Annotated in this window: 17 protein-coding genes; 9 read left to right on the top strand and 8 right to left on the bottom strand. The window is 69.8% G+C overall.

What is annotated here, in order from left to right:
- The first annotated feature begins 18 nt into the window (after positions 1 to 18).
- From BST14_RS07025 to dxs, 3 genes are all read left to right on the top strand, one after another.
- A complete protein-coding gene (locus BST14_RS07025) occupies positions 19 to 1,197 on the top strand; it encodes a class I SAM-dependent RNA methyltransferase (RefSeq protein ID WP_083063869.1) in 1,179 nt (392 codons plus the stop codon).
- A 113-nt stretch (positions 1,198 to 1,310) separates the two neighbouring features.
- Positions 1,311 to 2,783 carry a cation:proton antiporter domain-containing protein gene (locus tag BST14_RS07030; RefSeq protein ID WP_245845328.1) on the top strand — a complete coding sequence of 491 codons (1,473 nt, stop codon included), beginning with the start codon at positions 1,311 to 1,313 and terminating at the stop codon, positions 2,781 to 2,783.
- A 45-nt stretch (positions 2,784 to 2,828) separates the two neighbouring features.
- A complete protein-coding gene (gene dxs, locus BST14_RS07035; protein WP_083063871.1) occupies positions 2,829 to 4,754 on the top strand; it encodes a 1-deoxy-D-xylulose-5-phosphate synthase in 1,926 nt (641 codons plus the stop codon).
- A gap of 67 nt (positions 4,755 to 4,821) precedes the next feature.
- On the opposite strand, the gene BST14_RS07040 is transcribed toward dxs, so the two are convergent.
- From BST14_RS07040 to BST14_RS07050, 3 genes are all read right to left on the bottom strand, one after another.
- Positions 4,822 to 6,150 (bottom strand): HRDC domain-containing protein, encoded by a 1,329-nt coding sequence (locus BST14_RS07040; protein WP_083063872.1) that lies wholly within the window; start codon positions 6,148 to 6,150, stop codon positions 4,822 to 4,824.
- Between the two features lies 1 nt (position 6,151).
- On the bottom strand, positions 6,152 to 6,775 hold the full coding sequence (locus tag BST14_RS07045) for a DUF3000 domain-containing protein (RefSeq protein ID WP_083063899.1): 624 nt from the start codon (positions 6,773 to 6,775) through the stop codon (positions 6,152 to 6,154).
- 131 nt (positions 6,776 to 6,906) lie between these two features.
- Positions 6,907 to 7,701 (bottom strand): enoyl-CoA hydratase/isomerase family protein, encoded by a 795-nt coding sequence (locus tag BST14_RS07050; protein WP_142279294.1) that lies wholly within the window; start codon positions 7,699 to 7,701, stop codon positions 6,907 to 6,909.
- Positions 7,702 to 7,753: 52 nt separating this feature from the next.
- Between BST14_RS07050 and hemE the strand changes: the two genes are divergently transcribed.
- From hemE to BST14_RS07070, 4 genes are read left to right on the top strand one after another with little or no spacing between them, the layout of a single operon-like run.
- On the top strand, positions 7,754 to 8,803 hold the full coding sequence (hemE, locus tag BST14_RS07055) for a uroporphyrinogen decarboxylase (RefSeq protein WP_083063873.1): 1,050 nt from the start codon (positions 7,754 to 7,756) through the stop codon (positions 8,801 to 8,803).
- Positions 8,800 to 10,176, top strand: coding sequence for a protoporphyrinogen oxidase (locus BST14_RS07060; protein ID WP_083063874.1), 1,377 nt, complete (start codon positions 8,800 to 8,802; stop codon positions 10,174 to 10,176). The genes hemE and BST14_RS07060 overlap by 4 nt, the downstream gene beginning before the upstream one ends.
- 5 nt (positions 10,177 to 10,181) lie before the next feature.
- Positions 10,182 to 10,877 carry a hydrogen peroxide-dependent heme synthase gene (gene hemQ / locus BST14_RS07065; protein WP_083063875.1) on the top strand — a complete coding sequence of 232 codons (696 nt, stop codon included), beginning with the start codon at positions 10,182 to 10,184 and terminating at the stop codon, positions 10,875 to 10,877.
- Positions 10,874 to 11,629: a class I SAM-dependent methyltransferase gene (locus tag BST14_RS07070; RefSeq protein WP_083063876.1), complete on the top strand. Its 756-nt coding sequence runs from the start codon at positions 10,874 to 10,876 to the stop codon at positions 11,627 to 11,629. The genes hemQ and BST14_RS07070 overlap by 4 nt, the downstream gene beginning before the upstream one ends.
- 150 nt (positions 11,630 to 11,779) lie before the next feature.
- Here BST14_RS07070 and BST14_RS07075 read toward each other — a convergent pair whose 3' ends face one another.
- From BST14_RS07075 to BST14_RS07095, 5 genes are all read right to left on the bottom strand, one after another.
- Complete coding sequence (locus BST14_RS07075) at positions 11,780 to 12,628, bottom strand: type IV toxin-antitoxin system AbiEi family antitoxin (RefSeq protein WP_083063877.1); 849 nt, start codon at positions 12,626 to 12,628, stop codon at positions 11,780 to 11,782.
- Positions 12,629 to 12,797: 169 nt separating this feature from the next.
- Positions 12,798 to 13,208, bottom strand: a complete 411-nt coding sequence (gene msrB / locus BST14_RS07080) for a peptide-methionine (R)-S-oxide reductase MsrB (RefSeq protein WP_142279297.1) — start codon at positions 13,206 to 13,208, stop codon at positions 12,798 to 12,800.
- An 11-nt stretch (positions 13,209 to 13,219) separates the two neighbouring features.
- The gene (gene aftC, locus BST14_RS07085; protein WP_083063879.1) at positions 13,220 to 14,530 is read right to left on the bottom strand and encodes an arabinofuranan 3-O-arabinosyltransferase; all 1,311 of its coding nucleotides are present in this window, start codon (positions 14,528 to 14,530) and stop codon (positions 13,220 to 13,222) included.
- Positions 14,531 to 14,558: 28 nt separating this feature from the next.
- Positions 14,559 to 16,124 (bottom strand): alpha/beta fold hydrolase, encoded by a 1,566-nt coding sequence (locus BST14_RS07090; protein ID WP_083063880.1) that lies wholly within the window; start codon positions 16,122 to 16,124, stop codon positions 14,559 to 14,561.
- 14 nt (positions 16,125 to 16,138) lie between these two features.
- Positions 16,139 to 16,900 (bottom strand): pyrimidine reductase family protein, encoded by a 762-nt coding sequence (locus BST14_RS07095; RefSeq protein WP_083063881.1) that lies wholly within the window; start codon positions 16,898 to 16,900, stop codon positions 16,139 to 16,141.
- Between BST14_RS07095 and zapE the strand changes: the two genes are divergently transcribed.
- Positions 16,899 to 18,044, top strand: a complete 1,146-nt coding sequence (gene zapE / locus BST14_RS07100; RefSeq protein WP_142279295.1) for a cell division protein ZapE — start codon at positions 16,899 to 16,901, stop codon at positions 18,042 to 18,044. The genes BST14_RS07095 and zapE overlap by 2 nt on opposite strands.
- A 3-nt stretch (positions 18,045 to 18,047) precedes the next feature.
- Positions 18,048 to 18,225, top strand: a 178-nt coding sequence (locus BST14_RS31655; RefSeq protein ID WP_142279208.1) for a transposase, incomplete at its 3' end; no start/stop codon positions are given.

Here is an 18,225-nt window from a genome sequence, read left to right on the forward strand (position 1 = left end):
CGCGCGTCGGCGCCCCCGGTGGGGGAGCTGACGTTGACCACCGGTGCCCCGGCCAACGGCGGCAGCTGCGTCGCGCATCACGAGGGCCGCGTGGTGTTCGTCCGGTACGCGCTGCCCGGTGAGCGGGTGCGTGTCCGGGTCACCGCGGATCGCGGATCCTATTGGCACGCAGAGGTTGTCGAGGTGATCGAGCCGGCTGCCGGGCGCACCGCGTCGCTGTGTCCGATCGCCGGGGTGGGCGGCGCCGGCTGCTGCGACCTGGCGTTCGCCGCCCCCGAGGTGGCCCGCGCGCTCAAGGCCGAAGTGGTGGCCAATCAGCTCGAGCGCCTGGGCGGGCATCGCTGGAGCGGTGAGGCCGAGCCGCTGGCGGATTCCGCGCCGACGGGGTGGCGCACCCGCGTCCGGCTCGACGTGGGCCCCGATCGCCGGCCGGGCTTTCACCGTTATCACAGCGAGGACCTGGTGACCGACTTGCGCTGTGCGCAGCTGCCCGCCGGCATGCTCGACGGGATCGCCGAGGGCGAGTGGCCCCCGTCCGCCCAGCTGCACGTGGCCGTCGATGACGACGGCGCCCGCCACGTCGTGCGCACGCTGCGGCAGGGCAGGCACACGGCGACCAAGGTGATCGAGGGACACTACGAGGGGGTGCAGCGGGTGGCGGGGCGCACCTGGCAGGTGCCGGTGACCGCCTTCTGGCAGGCACACCGCGACGCCGCCGGGGTATACAGCGGTCTGATCGCCGACTGGGCACAGGTGGGCGCCGGGATGCGCGCGTGGGATTTGTACGGCGGCGCAGGCGTTTTCGCGGCCGTGCTCGGCGACGCCGTGGGTCCTTCCGGGCGGGTGCTCAGCGTCGACACCTCACGCGGGTCGACCCGGGCCGCGCGGGCGGCCCTGGCCGACCTGACCCAGGTGCAGATCGTCACCGACTCGGTGCGGCGCGCGCTGGCCGCCGAACGAGGACGCGCCGACGTGGCGGTGCTGGATCCGCCGCGGGCGGGCGCCGGGCGCGAGGTCATCGATCTGCTGGCCGCGGCCGGTGTCCCTCGCGTCGTGCACATCGGTTGCGAGGCAGCATCTTTCGCGCGCGACATCGGAATCTACCTGGGGCACGGTTACACCGTCGAGAAGATCAAGGTGTTCGACGCGTTCCCGCTGACCCACCACATCGAATGCGTGGCGCTGCTGACGCGTTAGCGGCTAGACTCCGTCGCGGTGTGCCGGGAAGTCTGGTCGGCGATGTCGTTGTCGACCGATCGAAAGGCTCAGGTGCTCACCACCAAAGGACGGGCCACCCGATTGGTGCCGTCGTGACCGAGACTCTGCGTTACGCGCTGATCGTGTCGTTCGCCAGTGGCGTCGGCTTGGTTGCGGTGTTGGCGAACCGGCTGACCGAGCGGGTCAAGATCCCCGTGCCCCTGCTCGTGCTGATCGGCACCGCCGTCGTGGCGCACTCCGTGTCCGTCGTGCAGCCCCCCTCCGAGCAGACCGTGGAGCGGGTGATCACCGTCGCGCTGGTGCTGGTGCTGTTCGACGGCGGCATGCATATCGGGCCGTCGCGGTTCCGCGCCGCGGCCGTCCCGATCCTGTCGGTGGGCGTGGTGGGCACCGCGCTGACCGCCGCGGGGGCGGCGCTGGTGGTGCACTACGTTTGCGGGATCGACTGGTTTCCGGCGGCGCTCGTCGCCACGGCCGTCGCTCCCACCGATCCGGCAGTGGTCTTCTCCGTGCTGGGCAAACGCGAGATCAGGGGCCGCAGCAGCACCATCCTGGAGGGCGAGTCCGGCGCCAACGATCCGGTGGGCATCTCCTTGATGTCCAGCCTGGTCGCCGCCGGTGGCCTCAGCGCGGCCGGATTCGCCGGCGTGGGAACCCGATTCGTTCTGCAGATGGTGATCGGCCTGGCCGTCGGTGTGATCGGCGGTCGAGCCCTCCTCGTGTTCATGCGCAGGGTGGCGTTGCCGAGCGAAGGCCTGTACCCGCTGCGAACGCTGGCGTGCTGCCTGATGTTGTACGGCATTGCGACGCTGGCGCACGGGTCAGGATTTCTGGCCGTGTTCGTGGCCGGCATCGTGATCGGCGACGCCCGCGCGCCCTACAAGCCGGAGATCAAGCGATTCCACGCCGCGCTGGCCGGTCTGGCGGAAATCGTCGCCTTCGCCGTCCTGGGTTTGACCGTCGATCTCACCGTGCTCGGCCAATCCCACGTGTGGATCCCCGGGCTCGTCCTCGCTGTGGCTCTGACGGTGCTGATTCGGCCGCTGGGGGTGGGCGCGTGCCTGATTCCCGTAGCTCTGCGGCGAAACGAACGCATCTTCGTGCTGTTCGCCGGGCTCAAGGGCGCGGTGCCGATCCTGCTGGGCGAGTTCCTGCGGGCCGCCCACATCGCCGACGCCGAACGTCTGTACGGCATCGTGGTCATCGTGGTCGTCTTCTCGGTGCTCGTGCAGGGCAGCTCGGTGCCCGGCGTCGCCAGGCTGTTGCAGCTGCCCATGCGAACGGTGCAGACCCAGCCGTGGGAGATAGGCGTGCGACTCGCCGACGAACCGGAGGGGGTGCACCGCTTCAGCGTCGCCGCCGGATCCCCGGCCGAGAAGTCCACGGTCGAGGGTCTCAGTGACCGGGTCGGCGACATCTGGGTGAGCATCGTGGTCCGCACCACCGGTCTGGTGCCGGTGCGGGGCGACACCGAACTCGAGGCCGGCGACGAGGTCGTCATCCTGGCGGATCCCGAGCTTCACGACGCCTTGGCCGAACTGTTCGGCCCGGCGTCGGCGCGGTGAGCGTCGCGACCGTGCCATCCGGCGGCCGCTGCGTAGACTGACTGGATGCTGGAACAGATCCGCGGGCCCGCTGATCTGCAGCACCTTTCTGCGCATCAGCTTCGCGATCTGGCCGCCGAGATTCGCGAGTTCCTGATTCACAAGGTTGCTGCCACCGGGGGACACCTGGGGCCCAATCTGGGTGTGGTCGAGCTGACCCTCGCCCTGCACCGGGTGTTCGACTCACCTCACGATCCGATCATCTTCGACACCGGCCATCAGGCCTACGTCCACAAGATGCTGACGGGGCGGGCCCGCGAGTTCGAGAGCCTGCGCAAGAAGGGCGGCCTGTCCGGGTATCCGTCGCGCGCCGAGAGCGAACACGACTGGGTGGAGTCCAGCCACGCCAGCGCGTCGTTGTCCTACGCCGACGGCCTGGCCAAGGCCTTCGAGCTGAGCGGGCACCGCAACCGGCACGTGGTGGCGGTGGTCGGCGACGGCGCGCTCACCGGCGGCATGTGCTGGGAGGCGCTGAACAACATCGCCGCCTCCGACCGCCCGGTCATCATCGTGGTCAACGACAACGGCCGCAGCTATGCCCCGACGATCGGCGGTGTCGCCGACCATCTCGCCTCGCTGCGGCTGCAGCCGGCCTACGAGCAGGCCCTGGCGAAGGGCCGCGACGCGCTGCGCGCGCTGCCGCTGGTCGGCAAGCTCGCCTACCGGGTCATGCACAGCGTCAAGGCCGGCATCAAGGACTCGCTCTCACCACAGCTGCTGTTCACCGATCTGGGGCTGAAGTACGTCGGCCCGGTCGACGGCCACGACGAACGCGCGGTGGAGGCCGCGCTGCGGCACGCCCGCGGCTTCGGCCGGCCGGTGATCGTGCACGTGGTGACCCGCAAGGGCATGGGCTTCGCGCCGGCCGAGGACGACGAAGCCGAGCAGATGCATTCCTGCGGCGTCATCGACCCGGTCACCGGCCAGGCGACCAAGATCGCCGGGCCGGGCTGGACGGCGACGTTTTCCGATGCGCTCATCGGTTACGCCCGCAAGCGCCGCGACATCGTGGCCATCACCGCGGCCATGCCCGGCCCGACCGGGCTGACCCCGTTCGGGCAGCAGTTCCCCGACCGCCTGTTCGACGTCGGCATCGCCGAGCAGCACGCGATCACCTCCGCGGCGGGGCTGGCCATGGGCGGCATGCACCCGGTGGTGGCTATCTACTCGACGTTCCTCAACCGGGCGTTCGACCAGATCATGATGGACGTGGCCCTGCATAAGCTGCCCGTCACCATGGTGCTCGACCGGGCCGGCATCACCGGTTCGGACGGCGCCAGCCACAACGGCATGTGGGACCTGTCGATGCTGGGCATCGTGCCCGGCATGCGGGTGGCCGCACCCCGGGACGCCACCCGGTTGCGCGAGGAGCTCGGTGAGGCGCTCGACGTCGACGACGGCCCCACGGCGCTGCGTTTCCCCAAAGGCGATGTGGGCGAGGACATCCCGGCCATCGAGCGCCGCGGATCCGGCATCTCGGGCGTCGACGTGCTCGCGGTCCCGGCCGGCGGCTGCAACCACGACGTGCTGCTGATCGGCGTCGGCGCCTTCGCGCCGATGGCGCTGGCGGTGGCCAGGCGACTGCAGGACCAGGGGATCGGCGTCACGGTCATCGACCCGCGCTGGGTGCTGCCGGTCTCGCCGAGCGTTTTAGAGCTGGCCGAGCAGCACAAACTCGTCGTCACGTGCGAGGACAACGGGGTCAACGGCGGGGTCGGGTCGGCGGTCTCGGCCGCCCTGCGCCGCGCCGAGATCGACGTCCCCTGCCGCGACCTCGGGCTGCCGCAGCAGTTCTACGAGCAGGCCGCCCGCGGTGAGCTGCTCTCGGACCTGGCCCTCACCGACCAGGATGTGGCCCGCCGCATCACCGGCTGGGTCGCCGCGCTGGGCAGCGGCGTCGCCGAAGCGGAGATCCGCGAGCACCTCGACTAAGTCGCGAGCGCGACGGAGCCGGGGAGAGCCGGCTGGCCCCAATTCGAAATCGACGCTACCGCGACCCTTACTCGAACTTTTCCGCGCTGGCGTCGATTTCGACGTCACCATCCTGGGCGGGCGCGGCCTGCAGCGCCCGGGCCAGCACCGGGTCCACCAGTTCCCGCTGCCACGGGCGGGCCTGGCCGGCGCGCAGAAAGTTCTCGACGGCGTCGAGCGGATCGGGCGCGGGCGTCCAATCCCAGCACAGCCGTCGCACCAGTTCCGGTGACACCAGGTTCTCGGTGGGGACGCGGACCCGCTCGGAAACCTCGGCCAGCGCCGAGCGCGCGGCCTCCAATCGGGCGGCGGCCTCCGGCTTGCGCCTGCTCCATCGCGCCGGCGGTGGCGGGCCGTTCGCCGGTTCGCTGTCGGCGGGTGGGTTCTTGGTGCGAGCCTCATCCAGCGCGGCCAGCCACGTCGCGGCGCTGCGCCGCTGATTGCGCCCCCCGAACACGGGCAGGGCGACCAATTCCTCGACGGTCGTCGGGTTGGCCAGGGCGGCGTCGATGATGGCCGAGTCGGGCAGGATGCGGCGCGGCGCGATGTCGCGGCGCTGCGCGATCCGGTCGCGGGTCAACCACAGTTCGCGCACCGCGGCCAGGCCGCGCTGATCGCGCACCCGGTGGATGCCCGACGTCCGCCGCCACCGGTCCCGGCGCGCGGCGGCCCCCGGATCTTTCGCACCCGCGTCGCGCAGGTAATCGAATTCCTGTGCGGCCCAATCACTTTTGCCCTGGTCGGCCAGCACGTCGGCGATCGCCGCGCGCAGTTCGATGAGCAGCTCCACGTCCAGCGCCGCGTAGTTGAGCCACTCGGCGGGCAGCGGCCGCTTGGACCAGTCGGCCGCGCCGTGGCCCTTGGCCAGCCCGAAGCCCAGCAGCCGCTCGACCATGGTGGCCAGGTTCACCCGTTCGAACCCGGCCAGTCGTCCGGCGAGTTCGGTGTCGTACAGCGCCGGTGGCCGCAGGCCCACCTCCGCCAGGCAGGGCAGGTCCTGGTCGGCCGCGTGCAGGATCCATTCGTCGGTGCCCAGCACCTCGGCCACCGGCCGCAGGGCCTGCAGCGGGTCGGCGCCGTGGCTCACCGGATCGATGAGAACGGTGCCGGAGCCGGCCCGCCGGACCTGAATCAGGTAGGCCCGGTTGGAGTAGCGGAAACCCGACGCCCGCTCGGCGTCCACCGCGAAGGGCCCGTGGCCACGGTCCAGTCGCTGCGCGGCGGCCTCGATGTCGCGGACGCTCACCGAGATCGGCGGGACGCCCTCGGTAGGGTGCGGCAGCGGGGTGGGCGCGGGGTCGGTGCCTGCGTCGCCGGGCGCGCTGCCGCCCGGCGAGTCGGCCGCCGGTTCGCCCATGCTAGGCGCGTGACCGTGAGCTCAGGTCGGTGACTCCGGCGGGTGGTAGGCCCGCGGCATGCTCCAGCACCTCGCAGAACGCCTCGACATGGCCACCGACCGCGGGTGAGGTCGCGGTCCATGACGCGCGCAGCTCGAGCTGGTGCGCGCGCGGCGGCCCGGAGATGTCTCCGTAGCGCACCGATGTGGTGGCGGTGACGGTGCCGCCCAGGGCGACGACTTGTTCCATACGTGACTCCAGTGCCTCGACTAGCCAGCTCCACGCTACTTCGGGCAGCAGCGGGTCAACCGCCTCACTGGGGTCGAGGTCGGCCTGGATGTAGGCGACCATGCGGATGGTGCCGTCCCACGCGTCGGCCCCCTCGGGATCGTAGAGCAGGATCAACCGTCCGAAGGCGTCGCCGTCGGACCGTTCGGGAATGATGTCGTGATCGGGATGTTTGACCTCGGCGCCCAGAGCGTAGCTGTGGGGAGCCAAGCGTTGCGGTGGCCGGATGGGACCCAACTCGATCTCCGGCCGCACGACGACGGCGTTCATCGCCGCTACCGCCTCGCGGAAGGGGGCCGGTTCGGATGAGGTCACTTGGCGCCGCTCCTGTCCATCCCGACCGTTCTGCGTCGTCACGGCACGGGTCACAGGGATCGACGGTAGACCCACAGTCCGACACGCCGCGACAGGCGCGCCGGGTTTCAAACCCGCCGCGATCAAGCCGTTACCGGGCCTCCACCAAAGCTATATGTGCAGCTCAGAGGTGATTAGCGGGTGAAACGGGCCTGGCGTTTCTCGCGGTGCGCGGCCAGGCCTTCCTGCACGTCGGGGCCGCTGAAACTGAGGAATTCCAGGCCCACCGATGTCTCGAAGGTGGGGCCCATCATGCGATACCAATGGTTGAGGCTGCGTTTGGTCCATTGGATCGCGTGCTGCGCGCCCTGCGCCAGGTTCTCGGCGATGCGGGCGGCGGTGCTCAGCACGTCGTCGTCGTCGACGCAGGTCGACACCAGCCCGATGCGCTCGGCTTCCTCACCCAGCAGCGTCTCGCAGGTCAGCAGGTAGTACTTGGCCTTGGCCATGCCGACCAGCAGCGGCCAGCAGATCGCGGCGTGGTCGCCGGCCGCCACGCCGAGCTTGGTGTGCCCGTCGATCAGCTTCGCGGTCCGGCCCGCCACCGAGATGTCGGCGAGCAGGGCCACCACCAGACCCGCGCCCACCGCCGGCCCCCGGATCGCCGACACGACCGGGGTGTCGCAGTTGATCATGTTGTGCACCAGGTCGCGGGCCTCGCGCATGATGCGGATCCGGCCCTCGTAGTCGCTGATGGTCTCGTCGATCAGGTCGAAGCTGCCGCCGGAGGAGAAGGCCTTGCCCTCGCCGCGGACCAGGACGGCGCGCACCGCCGGATCGCGGTCGATCACCGGCCAGATGTCGGCGAGGTCGCGGTGCATCTGCGGCCCGACCGAATTGAGGCCGGGGGAATCGAGCACCAGCGTCAGCACCCCGTTGTCCCCGAGCTCGCGGCGCAGACTTGGGAACTCGTCGTAGTTGACTGGCATCGGGATGATGTTACGCAAGCGGTTATAAGCCCCCATGGCAGCATTGAGGCTGATGAGTACTCGCCGCGACCTTCCCGAGTCGCCGTATCTGGCGGCCGCCAGCGGCCGCAAGCCCAACCGGGTGCCGGTGTGGTTCATGCGCCAGGCCGGTCGCTCGCTGCCCGAATACCGGGCGCTGCGGGCCCAGACCGACATGTTGTCGGCCTGCTTCGACGCCGAGTTGGTCTGCGAGATCACCCTGCAGCCGGTGCGTCGCCACGACGTCGACGCGGCGATCTTGTTCTCCGACATCGTGGTGCCGCTGCGCGGGGCGGGCGTCGACCTGGACATCGTCGCCGGGGTGGGGCCGGTGATCGAGTCGCCGGTGCGCACCGCCGCCGCGGTACAGGCCATCAAACCCCTTGACCGGCAACGGGTTCAGCCGGTTTCCGACGCGGTGTCGCTGCTGGTGTCCGCGCTGGGCGACGTCCCGCTGATCGGTTTCGCGGGCGCGCCGTTCACCCTGGCGTCCTATCTGATCGAGGGCGGCCCGAGCCGTCACCATGCGCGCACCAAGGCGATGATGCTGGCCGAGCCGGATACCTGGCATGCGCTGATGGAGAAGCTGACCGACATCACGGTGGGCTTCCTGCGGGTGCAGCTCGACGCCGGGGTGGACGCCATTCAGGTGTTCGACTCGTGGGCCGGGGCGCTGTCCCTGGCGAACTATCGCACTTACGTGCAGCCGCACAGCGCCCGGGTGTTCGCCGCCCTGGCCGGCTACGGCGTGCCGATGACCCACTTCGGGGTCGGCACCGCCGAACTGCTGGGCGCGATGTCGTCGGTCGGCGCGAACGTGGTGGGCGTCGATTGGCGGACCGCGCTGCCCGACGCGGCCGCCCGTGTTCAACCCGGTACGGCGTTGCAGGGCAACCTCGATCCGGTCGCGGTGCTGGCGGGCTGGCCGGTGGTGGAACGCGCGGCGCGCGCCGTCGTCGACGAGGGCCGGCGGGCGGTCGACGCCGGCGCCGCGGGCCACGTCTTCAACCTGGGCCACGGCGTGCTGCCCGAGACCGATCCCGGTGTGCTGACCGACCTGGTGTCGCTGGTCCATTCCCTATGAGTGCCCCCTCGTATTGCGTTGTGGGGGGCGGTATTTCGGGCCTGACGGCGGCCTATCGGCTCCGCGCGGCCGCCGGTGAAGGCGCGGCGATCGCGCTGTTCGACCCGGGGGAAAGGCTCGGCGGGGTGCTGCGCACCGAGCCGGTCGGCGGACAGCCGATGGATTTGGGTGCCGAGGCATTCGTGCTGCGCCGCCCCGAAATGCCGGCGCTGCTCGCGGAGCTCAATTTGGCTGAGCGCCAGCGGGTTTCGACCGGCGCGCGCCCGCTGATCTACAGCGGCCGGCAGTTGTGTGCGCTGCCGACGGGCACCGTCGTCGGGATCCCGTCGTCGGCGGCCTCGGTGGCGGGACTGGTCGACGAGGCCACGGTGGCCCGCATCGAGGCCGAACCCAGCCGCCCGCTCGCCTGGCGGGCGGGCGGCGACCCCGCGGTGGCCGACCTGGTGGGCGAGCGGTTCGGCGACCAGGTGGTGTCGCGGTCGGTGGATCCCCTGCTGAGCGGGGTGTATGCCGGCTCGGCGGCCACCATCGGGCTGCGCGCGGCGGCCCCGACGGTGGCGGTGGCCCTGGACCGCGGCGCCACCAGCCTCACCGACGCGATCCGTCAGGCGCTGCCGCCGGTCACCGGCGCGCCGGTGTTCGGCGCGCTCGAGGGCGGCTACCAGGTGCTGATCGACGAGCTCGTCGCGCGTGCTCGCCCGCGCCGGGTGCGCGCCGCGGTGTCGCGGCTCGAGCCCGCCGGCGCGGGCTGGACGGTGATCGACGACACCGGCGCTCGCTGGCCCGCCGACGCGGTGATCCTGGCCGTCCCGGCGGGGGAATGTGCCCGGCTGCTGGCCGGGGCGGCCCCGCGCAGCGCCGCCGTCGTCGGGCGCATCACCAGCGCCTCGTCGGTGGTGATGGCGCTGGCCGTGCCTGCCGATACCGCGTTCCCGCAGTGTTCGGGCGTGCTGGTGGCGACCGGTGAGTGGCTGCGAGCCAAGGCCATCACGCTGTCGTCACGCAAATGGGGCCTCCGCGGCGACGCGCAGCTGCTGCGGCTGTCGTTCGGGCGGTTCGGCGATCGCGTCGCGGCGGACACCCCCGACGACGAGCTGCTGAGCTGGGCGGTGGGCGACCTGGCCACCGTGTTCGGGCTCACCGTCGACCCCGTCGACGTCCGCATTCGGCGCTGGATCAATGCGATGCCGCAGTACGGTCCCGGCCATGCCGATCTGGTGGCCGAGGTGCGCGCGGGCCTGCCCCCGACGCTGGCGGTGGCCGGTAGTTATCTGGACGGCATCGGCGTGCCGGCCTGCGTCGGCGCGGCGGGGCGCGCGGTCGAACGTGTGATCAGCGCCATCGGAGACTTGGACGCGCAAGTGGCACGATAGGTTCCATGCCAAAGCTCGACTACGACTCGCTCAATTCCCAGATCCGCTACCTGATGTTCTCGGTGTTCTCCGTCGAGCCGGGTGAGCTGGGCGAACAGCGCGAAGACGTCGTCGATGAAGCGTCGACGTTTTTCAAGCAGCAGGAGGAGCGCGGCGTCGTGGTGCGCGGCCTCTACGACGTCGCGGGCCTGCGGGCCGACGCCGATTTCATGATCTGGACCCACGCCGAGCGCGTCGAGGCGCTGCAGGCCACCTACGCCGATTTCCGGCGCACGACGGCGCTGGGCCGGGTCAGCGCGCCGGTGTGGAGCAGCGTGGCGCTGCATCGTCCGGCCGAGTTCAACAAGAGCCACATCCCGGCGTTCCTCGCCGGCGAGGAACCCGGCGCCTACGTCTGCGTGTATCCCTTCGTGCGGTCCTATGAGTGGTACCTGCTGCCCGATGATGAACGCCGTCGCATGCTCGCTGAGCACGGCATGGCCGCGCGCGAATACAAGGACGTGCGCGCCAACACGGTCCCGGCGTTCGCGCTCGGTGATTACGAGTGGATCCTGGCCTTCGAGGCTCCCGAACTGCACCGCATCGTCGACCTGATGCGCGAGCTGCGTGCCACCGACGCCCGTCGGCACACCCGCGAGGAGACGCCGTTTTTCACCGGCCCCCGGGTGTCCGTCGAGCAGCTGGTGAATGCGCTGCCATGACAACCGCGCCGTTCGACCCCAACGACCCCACCCGCTTCGAGGAAATGTACCGCGACCAGCGGACGTCGCATGGCCTGCCGGCCGCCACGCCGTGGGACATCGGCGGCCCGCAGCCGGTGGTCCAGCAGCTCGTCGCGCTGGGAGCGATCAAGGGCGAGGTGCTCGACCCGGGCACCGGCCCGGGCCACCACGCCATCTACTACGCGTCCAAGGGCTTTTCGGCGACCGGCATCGACGGGTCGGCGACCGCCATCGAGCGGGCCCGGGAGAACGCCCAAAAGGCCGGTGTGTCGGTCAATTTCGAGCTGGCCGACGCGACGAAGCTGGACGGGTTCGACGGCCGGTTCGACACGGTGGTCGACTGCGCCTTCTACCACACCTTCAGCACCGAGCCCGAGCTGCGCAGCTCGTACGTGCGGGCGCTGCACCGCGCCACCAAGCCGGGCGCGCGGCTGTACATGTACGAGTTCGGCGAGCACAACGTCAATGGCTTCAAGATGCTGCGGTCGTTGTCCGAGAACGACTTTCGCGACGTGCTGCCCGACGGTGGCTGGGAGATCACGTATTTGGGCACCACCACCTATCGGGTCAACGTCAGCGTCGAGTCCATCGAGGCGATGGCGGCGCGCAATCCCGACATGGCCGATCAGGCGGAGAAGTTGCTGGAGCGCTTCCGGGTGATCGAGCCGTGGCTCGAGGGCGAACGGGCGCACGCCCCGTTCTGGGAAGTGCACGCCACGCGGGTCGACTGACGTCGAGGCCGACCGCGGCCTCCCCATGCCGGGCCGCCCCGGGCCGCTCCGCGCCCTCCCCATGCCGGGCCGCCCCGGGCCGCTCCGCACCCTCCCCATGCCGCGAAACTTAAACTGCTGCGATCCTTTTCGGCGTGTCGTCGCAACCGGTTAAGTGTCGCGGTATCCGCGGCGGATGAGCGCACGGCGCACGCGGCCCACAACGTCGTCCGGCTTGTCGTCGGCGATCACCCGGATGACCGTCCACCCCAGGTCGTCAAGCGTGCGCAGCCGGCGCTGGTCGCGCGCGTACTGCCTACGGTTCGTGCGGTGGTGATCGCCGTCGTACTCTGCGGCCACTTTGTACTCTTCCCAGCCCATGTCGAGGCAGGCGATAAGCCGCCAATTCTGTTGCACCGGTAACTGCGTGGCCGGGGCGGGCAGGCCGGCCTCGATCAACAGCAAACGCAGCCATGTCTCCTTGGGCGAGGCGGCGCCGGGATCTACCAACGGGAGCGCTGATCGCAGCACCCGCAGGCCGCGCGCACCGCGGTATCGCTTGGCCAGCAGCAGCACATCCTCGCGCGAGAACGGTGTGGCACGCATCAACGCGTCGATCCGCGCCACCGCCTCGCCGATGGGCGCTTGCCGGGCAAGGTCGAACGCGGTCCTGGCGACAGTGGTCACCGGCAGGCCGCTAATCCGGGTGACTTCGTCCGGCTGGATGCGCTGATTTCGGGTGATCACACCGCGAGGCGGATGCGGGTTGCGCCAGATCAACTCGATGGGCTCGTCGTCGTCGATCCACTGCGACCCGTGCAGCGCCGCCGCGGCGAGTCCCGCCACGACCCCGCGCCGCCCTGACCACAGAAACGCCCCGGTCGACCGCGTTCTCAGCGACAATGTCGCAGCGTTCGACAGATAGATGTCCGGATAGATCGCGCGGAAGCATGTCCGCAACTGATACGGGCTCACGAGCCCGAGCCGCGCTGCCTCGCTGCCCACGAATACGTCCTCCACAACGTCAAAGACGCCACGATGTGTCGGTAAGATCCCGCGAGACTTAAACCGCTGCGATCCTTTTCGGCGTGTCGTCGCAACCGGTTAAGTGTCGTGGCACCCGTGGCACCCGTGGCACCCGCGGCACCTGGGCCGCCTGGGTGCACGGGAGCCGCGCGCCCTATCCGCCCTATCCGCCCGCCGGCACCAGCCGCAACGAGACCGAGTTGATGCAGTAGCGCTGATCCGTCGGTGTCGGATAGCCCTCGCCGGCGAACACGTGGCCCAGGTGGCTGTGGCAGTTCGCGCACAACACCTCGGTGCGCGTGGTGCCCATCGAATGGTCGGGGCGCAGGATCACCGCGTCGGAGTTCGCCGGGTCGAAGAACGACGGCCACCCGCAATGCGACTCGAATTTCTCTGTGCTGCGGAACAATTCGGCACCGCAGGCCCGGCACTGGTACACGCCTTCGGTCTTGGTGTCGGTGTATTCACCGGTGAAGGGCCGCTCGGTGCCGGCCTGACGCAGCACGTAGAACTCTTCTGGGGACAGTTTCTTGCGCCACTCATCGTCGCTGAGTTGCACCTTCGGACGCGACACGTCGGGGGAAGTCATGGCTCCACGCTAGCTCGCTCGCGCTCGTCCGTCAGCCACGCCGGATCGATGCCCTCGTCCAGCCGGTTTTCGGCCTTGGCGTCCAGGTACCGGTAGAGCAGCACGGTGAACGCGACGATCAGCAGCAGCGACCAACCGTAGGTGATCTTGAGGTAATGCAGTGCGCGGCCGTACCGCATCGCCCGGTAGATCAGCCAGTCGTCCAGCGTCATGAACCCATAGATCCCCAGCCAGGCCGGCCAATTGCGGATCAGCGAGTTGCGCAGCACCACCGTCATCAGGAACGGGAAGAGCATCATCGAGTAGTAGCCCTGCGCCAGCGGGAGCACCAGCCAGGAACACAGCAGCAGCACGCCCGAGGAGCTGGTGAACCAGAACAGCGGGTCGCGGGTGCGGTAGTAGCGGTACAACAGCCACAGCGCGCCGATCGTGATCAGCACGAACAGGATTCGCATGAACACGATCAGCCAGGTGGGCAGGCCGAAGTACACGCCGTTGCCCTCGATCGAGCTGTTGAAGTAGTCGCGGGTGCCCCCGATGTAGGGCAGCGTTTTGGTGACGAAGTCCATCGGGTCGCTCACCAGCGGCCACGCCGCCAGATTGACGACGACGGGCACCGCGATGGCCGGCACCAGCGTCCGCCACTGCCGGTTCAGCAGGGGTAACAACAGCAGTGGGCCCAGTACGGGCTTGAGCGTGAGCGTCAGCCCGATGGCAATGCCGGCCCACCACTGCCGGCTCACCCGCCCGTCCAGCAGCCAGCGCAAAAACAGCATCTCGGCCAGCAGGACGCAGCCGTTGATGTTGGTGAACACCAGCGTGCTGGTGACGCTTTCGGTGCAGAACATGGCCAGCAGCAGCGCGGGCGCGGCCACCGAGGCCAGCGTGAAATTGAACATCCGCAGCAGCAGGTACCAGGCGATCAAAATCGCGAGGGTGTTGATCAGGATGAACAGAAACCGCGACGGAGTGAACGGCAGGTACCCGAAAGGGGCCATCAGCAGCGTGCCGCCCGGCGGGTACAGATAGTGCGGGTCGACGTAGTCGAAGTGCTCGTTGTAGATGTCCCAGCCGCGCCGGAAGTTGAGTACCGCGCGATATACGGGTTTGAAGTCGTCGGTGATGTTGCCGTTGATGGAAAGCGGAATGCTGCGGTGCAGCACCGAGAAGATGGCTATCGGCCACAACGCGTACCGCAGCACGGCCGCGACGCTCGGCGCGCCGGTGCGGGGACTACAGGCGGCCAGTGTCCGATCGCGCAGGCCGGTTCGGGTCGATTCAGCTGCCGTCACCAGCGCACCGTACACCGGCGCCGGTGTGCGCCCGAAAGCAGCGTCAGGCCGGGCAGTAGGTGTCGGTGTTGGGCAATTTGCCGCTGTTGAGGTAGCCGATCAGCGGCGGCACGGCGCAGCCGGAGAAGATGCTGGCGCCGTGCCCGATGCCCTGCCACATCACCCGCTTGCTGGCGGCGTTGGCGTTGATGACGCCGGCCGCGGTCGCCGCGACGCCGTCCGTGCCGACGATGGGGTCGTTCTGCACGCCGAGCAGCAGCACGTCGACCTTGAGGGTCTTCGGCGTGGGCGGCGGGGAGCTGGTGGGCCAGTGCACGCACTTGACCATGTTGAGCGCGCCGACGGTGCCGAATTCGGGGTAGAGCTTGCCCCAGGCGACGACGAGTTCGCGCACCCGGTCCGGGGTGGGGCGGTTGACCGCGTCGCTGCACACGTTGACGAACTGGCCGTCGGAGTCCTGGACGGCGTTGGCGTGGTTGATCAGATTGTTCAGCGCGTTGGTGTCGCCAGACCGCGCGCCCGCCAGCGCGTTGGCCAGGTCGGTGGTGGCGTTGACGCGGCCGCCCGAGGGATAGCCCAGCGCGACGGTGATGGCGTTGGCCACCTGCGCCACCGACGCGCCGCCGGGGCCATGGCCGGCGCGGGCGTCGGCCAGCAGGGCGGAGACGGCGCCCTTGGGGTCCGCGCCCAGCGCGCAGTTCACCGCGATGCATTGGGCGGCGAAGGCGTCGAGCGCGGCCTGCTGTCCCTTGACCTGCTGCTCGGCGGCGGCCTCGGCGCTGGTGCCCAACGCAACCGGTGAGTCGAGGATCAGCCGGGAAACCTTGTCCGGCCGCGCTCCGGCGTAGGCCAGCGCCACCTGGGCGCCGTTGCCGATGCCGACCAGGGCCAGGGCCGGCACGTCCCACAGGGCGCGCAGCCGCTCGATGTCCGAGGCGGCGTGCGCGTCGTCGTACGAGGATGCGTTCGGCCCGATGCCGACGGCGTCGCCGCAGTTGGTGGTGGCGGTGTTGGACACCTCGGACAGGTTGGCCACCGGATCGTCGCCGGCCTGGAACTGCGACTGGTCGCGCATTTGTTGGCGGTCGAATTTGTCCCGGCAGTCGATGGGGCTCGACATGCCGATGCCGCGCCGGTCGACGGAGACGACGGGGTGGCTGGCCAGCACCTCGGCGCCCGACCGGGACAACCAGACCGGCAGCTGCGCCGAGGACGGCAGATCGGAGCCGGTGGTGAAGACCAGCGGGCCGGCATCGTGGGGTGTCTGGTTGGAGCGGGCGCGCACCACGCCGATGCTCAGGCTGCCGCCCCCGCCGTTGACCGGGTCCAGGTCGGCGTCGTAGCTGGCGCAGTCCAACTGGACACCGGCGGCGGCGGGCACCGCCGCGTCGGCGAACACCCGCGAGGTGCAGTCGTGCCACGCCAGGTCGTTCTTGGGCGCCGCGAGCGGCGGCGGGCCGCTGGGCGGCGGCTTGGAGGTCGCCGCTCCCTGCGGTCGCGCACCGGAATTGGTGGCGAACCGCGGATTGGCGGCCAGACCCGGGACGCAACCGGCCAGCAACGCGGTCACCGCAACCAGGATCGTGGCGCAGGTGTACGGCCGACTCATGCCGACCACAGTAGCTAGGCCTTGACGTAGCGGGTGTAAAGGTAGCCGGCGTCGTCGGTCAGGACATGGACACACCGCATCCGGGTGAGCAGTTGCCCCGAGCCGCTCGCGATGCGTCGTGCCTGGCCGCCGACGAGGCAGGGCGCGATCGTCAGGCACAGCTCGTCGAGCAGGTCGCGCCGGATCAGCCTGTCCAGCAGCGTGGGGCCGCCCTCGGTGAGTATGCGGCGCATGCCGCGCGCGCCGAGGGCCATCAGCAGAGCGGCCTCGTCCACCGTTTCGGGATCGCTGCCCGAGCAGTCGAGCACCTCGCACAGGCCGCCGAGCGCCCGGCGAATCTGCTCGAGCGCCGCGGTGCAGGTGAGCACCAGGGGCTGCACCTCGGTGCGGGTGAACACCGCCATGTCCCGGCTGACATTGCCCGATCCGGTCACGATCGCCAGCTGCGGAACCTCGGTTTGCCCGCGGGCCTGCCGGTGCTGACGCTGGGTGACGCTGAGTTGCGCCCCGGAGTAGCCCTCGACCCGTACGGTGCCCGCCCCGACGACGATGACGTCGGCGAGTTCACGCAGCAGGTTGAAGATGAATCGGTCGCCCGGGCCGCCCATCGCGCCGCTGCTGCCACCCGAGGTGGCCCCGCCGTCGACGCTGGTGATGAAGTTCGCCCGCACCCACGTCCCGTCGTGTTCGGGATAGGCATAGAGCTGGGGGAGGTCGCCGTCGTCGAGTCCGCGCACCGATCCGAGCAGCGACAGTGCGGCGCCAGAGTCGGGCATGGGTTCGATTGCAGCACGTCGCTACAGTGCCTGCATGCACGGGTCCACCTCCGCGGGCGCTGCGGGCGGCGTGGCGCACCTGGTGGATCGGCACCCTACGGTGTCAGCGGAGCGGCTGATCGCCCAATTGAGGCCGCCACCGACGTTCGCCGACGTGAGCTTCGCGACGTATCGGCCCGATCCGGCGGAGCCGACGCAGGCGGCCGCGGTGGTGGCATGCCGCGACTTCTGCCGGCAGGCCGTGCAGCGTCGCGCCGGCCGCCGAAAGTTGTTGGGGCGGCGCGAACTTCTGCCCGGCGTCGGGCTGTACCTGGATGGCGGGTTCGGCGTGGGCAAGACACACCTGCTGGCGTCGGCCTACCACGAGCTGCCCGGTGCCGGGCCGGGAGCGTCGCCCGATGGTTTGGCCCGCAAGGCGTTTGCGACGTTCGGGGAGCTGACCCAGCTGGCCGGGGTGTTCGGCTTCGTCGAGTGCGTCGAGTTGCTGGCCGACTACACGGCGGTCTGCATCGACGAATTCGAACTCGACGACCCGGGCAACACCACGCTGATCTCGCGGTTGCTCTCGTCGCTGGTCGAGCGTGGGGTGTCGGTGGCCGCCACCTCCAACACGCTGCCCGAGCAGCTCGGCGAGGGCCGCTTCGCCGCACAGGATTTCTTGCGTGAAATCAACACGCTGGCAAGCATTTTCACGACGGTGCGAATCGAGGGGCCCGACTACCGGCACCGCGGTCTGCCGCCGGCGCCCCAGCCGCTGTCGGATGACGAGGTGGCCGCGCGCGCCGCGCAGGTCGAGGGCAGTACGCTCGACGACTTCGATGCGCTGTGCGCGCACCTGGCCACCATGCACCCGTCGCGCTACCTGGCGCTGATCGATGGCGTGCGTGCGGTGTTCGTGACCGGCGTGCACGGCATCGACGACCAGAACGTCGCGCTGAGGCTGGTGTCGCTCACCGACCGGCTCTATGACGCGGGCGTTCCCGTCGTGGCCTCGGGGACGAAGCTGGACACCATCTTCAGCGAGGAGATGCTGGCCGGGGGATACCGAAAAAAGTACCTGCGGGCCACCTCCCGGCTGGTGGCGTTGACCGCGGCGGCTAGGGCGTGTCTGGCAAAGATTTTGGATGTTGTGCCCGAGGCTTGAGTCATGTCGCGGTTTCAGTTGCTCACCGATGCTCAGTGGTCGTTGATTGAAGATTTGCTTCCGACTCGGACAGGCAAGCGGGGCAGGCCCTTTCAGGATGCCCGCTCGATGGTCGAGGGCATTATTTATCGGTACCGGTGTGGGATCGCCTGGCGAGACGTGCCCGGGGCGTTCGGGCCGT

Origin of the sequence: Mycobacterium arosiense ATCC BAA-1401 = DSM 45069, assembly GCF_002086125.1 — a bacterium.
GTDB lineage: Bacteria > Actinomycetota > Actinomycetes > Mycobacteriales > Mycobacteriaceae > Mycobacterium > Mycobacterium arosiense.

What these genes read in the sequence shown, in the direction of transcription:
- dxs (WP_083063871.1), top strand. Translation starts at nt 2,829, where the DNA reads ATGCTGGAACAGATCCGCGGGCCCGCTGATCTGCAGCACCTTTCTGCG.
- BST14_RS07040 (WP_083063872.1), bottom strand. Translation starts at nt 6,150, where the DNA reads ATGGGCGAACCGGCGGCCGACTCGCCGGGCGGCAGCGCGCCCGGCGAC.
- BST14_RS07050 (WP_142279294.1), bottom strand. Translation starts at nt 7,701, where the DNA reads ATGCCAGTCAACTACGACGAGTTCCCAAGTCTGCGCCGCGAGCTCGGG.
- hemE (WP_083063873.1), top strand. Translation starts at nt 7,754, where the DNA reads ATGAGTACTCGCCGCGACCTTCCCGAGTCGCCGTATCTGGCGGCCGCC.
- BST14_RS07060 (WP_083063874.1), top strand. Translation starts at nt 8,800, where the DNA reads ATGAGTGCCCCCTCGTATTGCGTTGTGGGGGGCGGTATTTCGGGCCTG.
- hemQ (WP_083063875.1), top strand. Translation starts at nt 10,182, where the DNA reads ATGCCAAAGCTCGACTACGACTCGCTCAATTCCCAGATCCGCTACCTG.
- BST14_RS07070 (WP_083063876.1), top strand. Translation starts at nt 10,874, where the DNA reads ATGACAACCGCGCCGTTCGACCCCAACGACCCCACCCGCTTCGAGGAA.
- BST14_RS07090 (WP_083063880.1), bottom strand. Translation starts at nt 16,124, where the DNA reads ATGAGTCGGCCGTACACCTGCGCCACGATCCTGGTTGCGGTGACCGCG.
- zapE (WP_142279295.1), top strand. Translation starts at nt 16,899, where the DNA reads ATGGGTTCGATTGCAGCACGTCGCTACAGTGCCTGCATGCACGGGTCC.
- BST14_RS07095 (WP_083063881.1), bottom strand. Translation starts at nt 16,900, where the DNA reads ATGCCCGACTCTGGCGCCGCACTGTCGCTGCTCGGATCGGTGCGCGGA.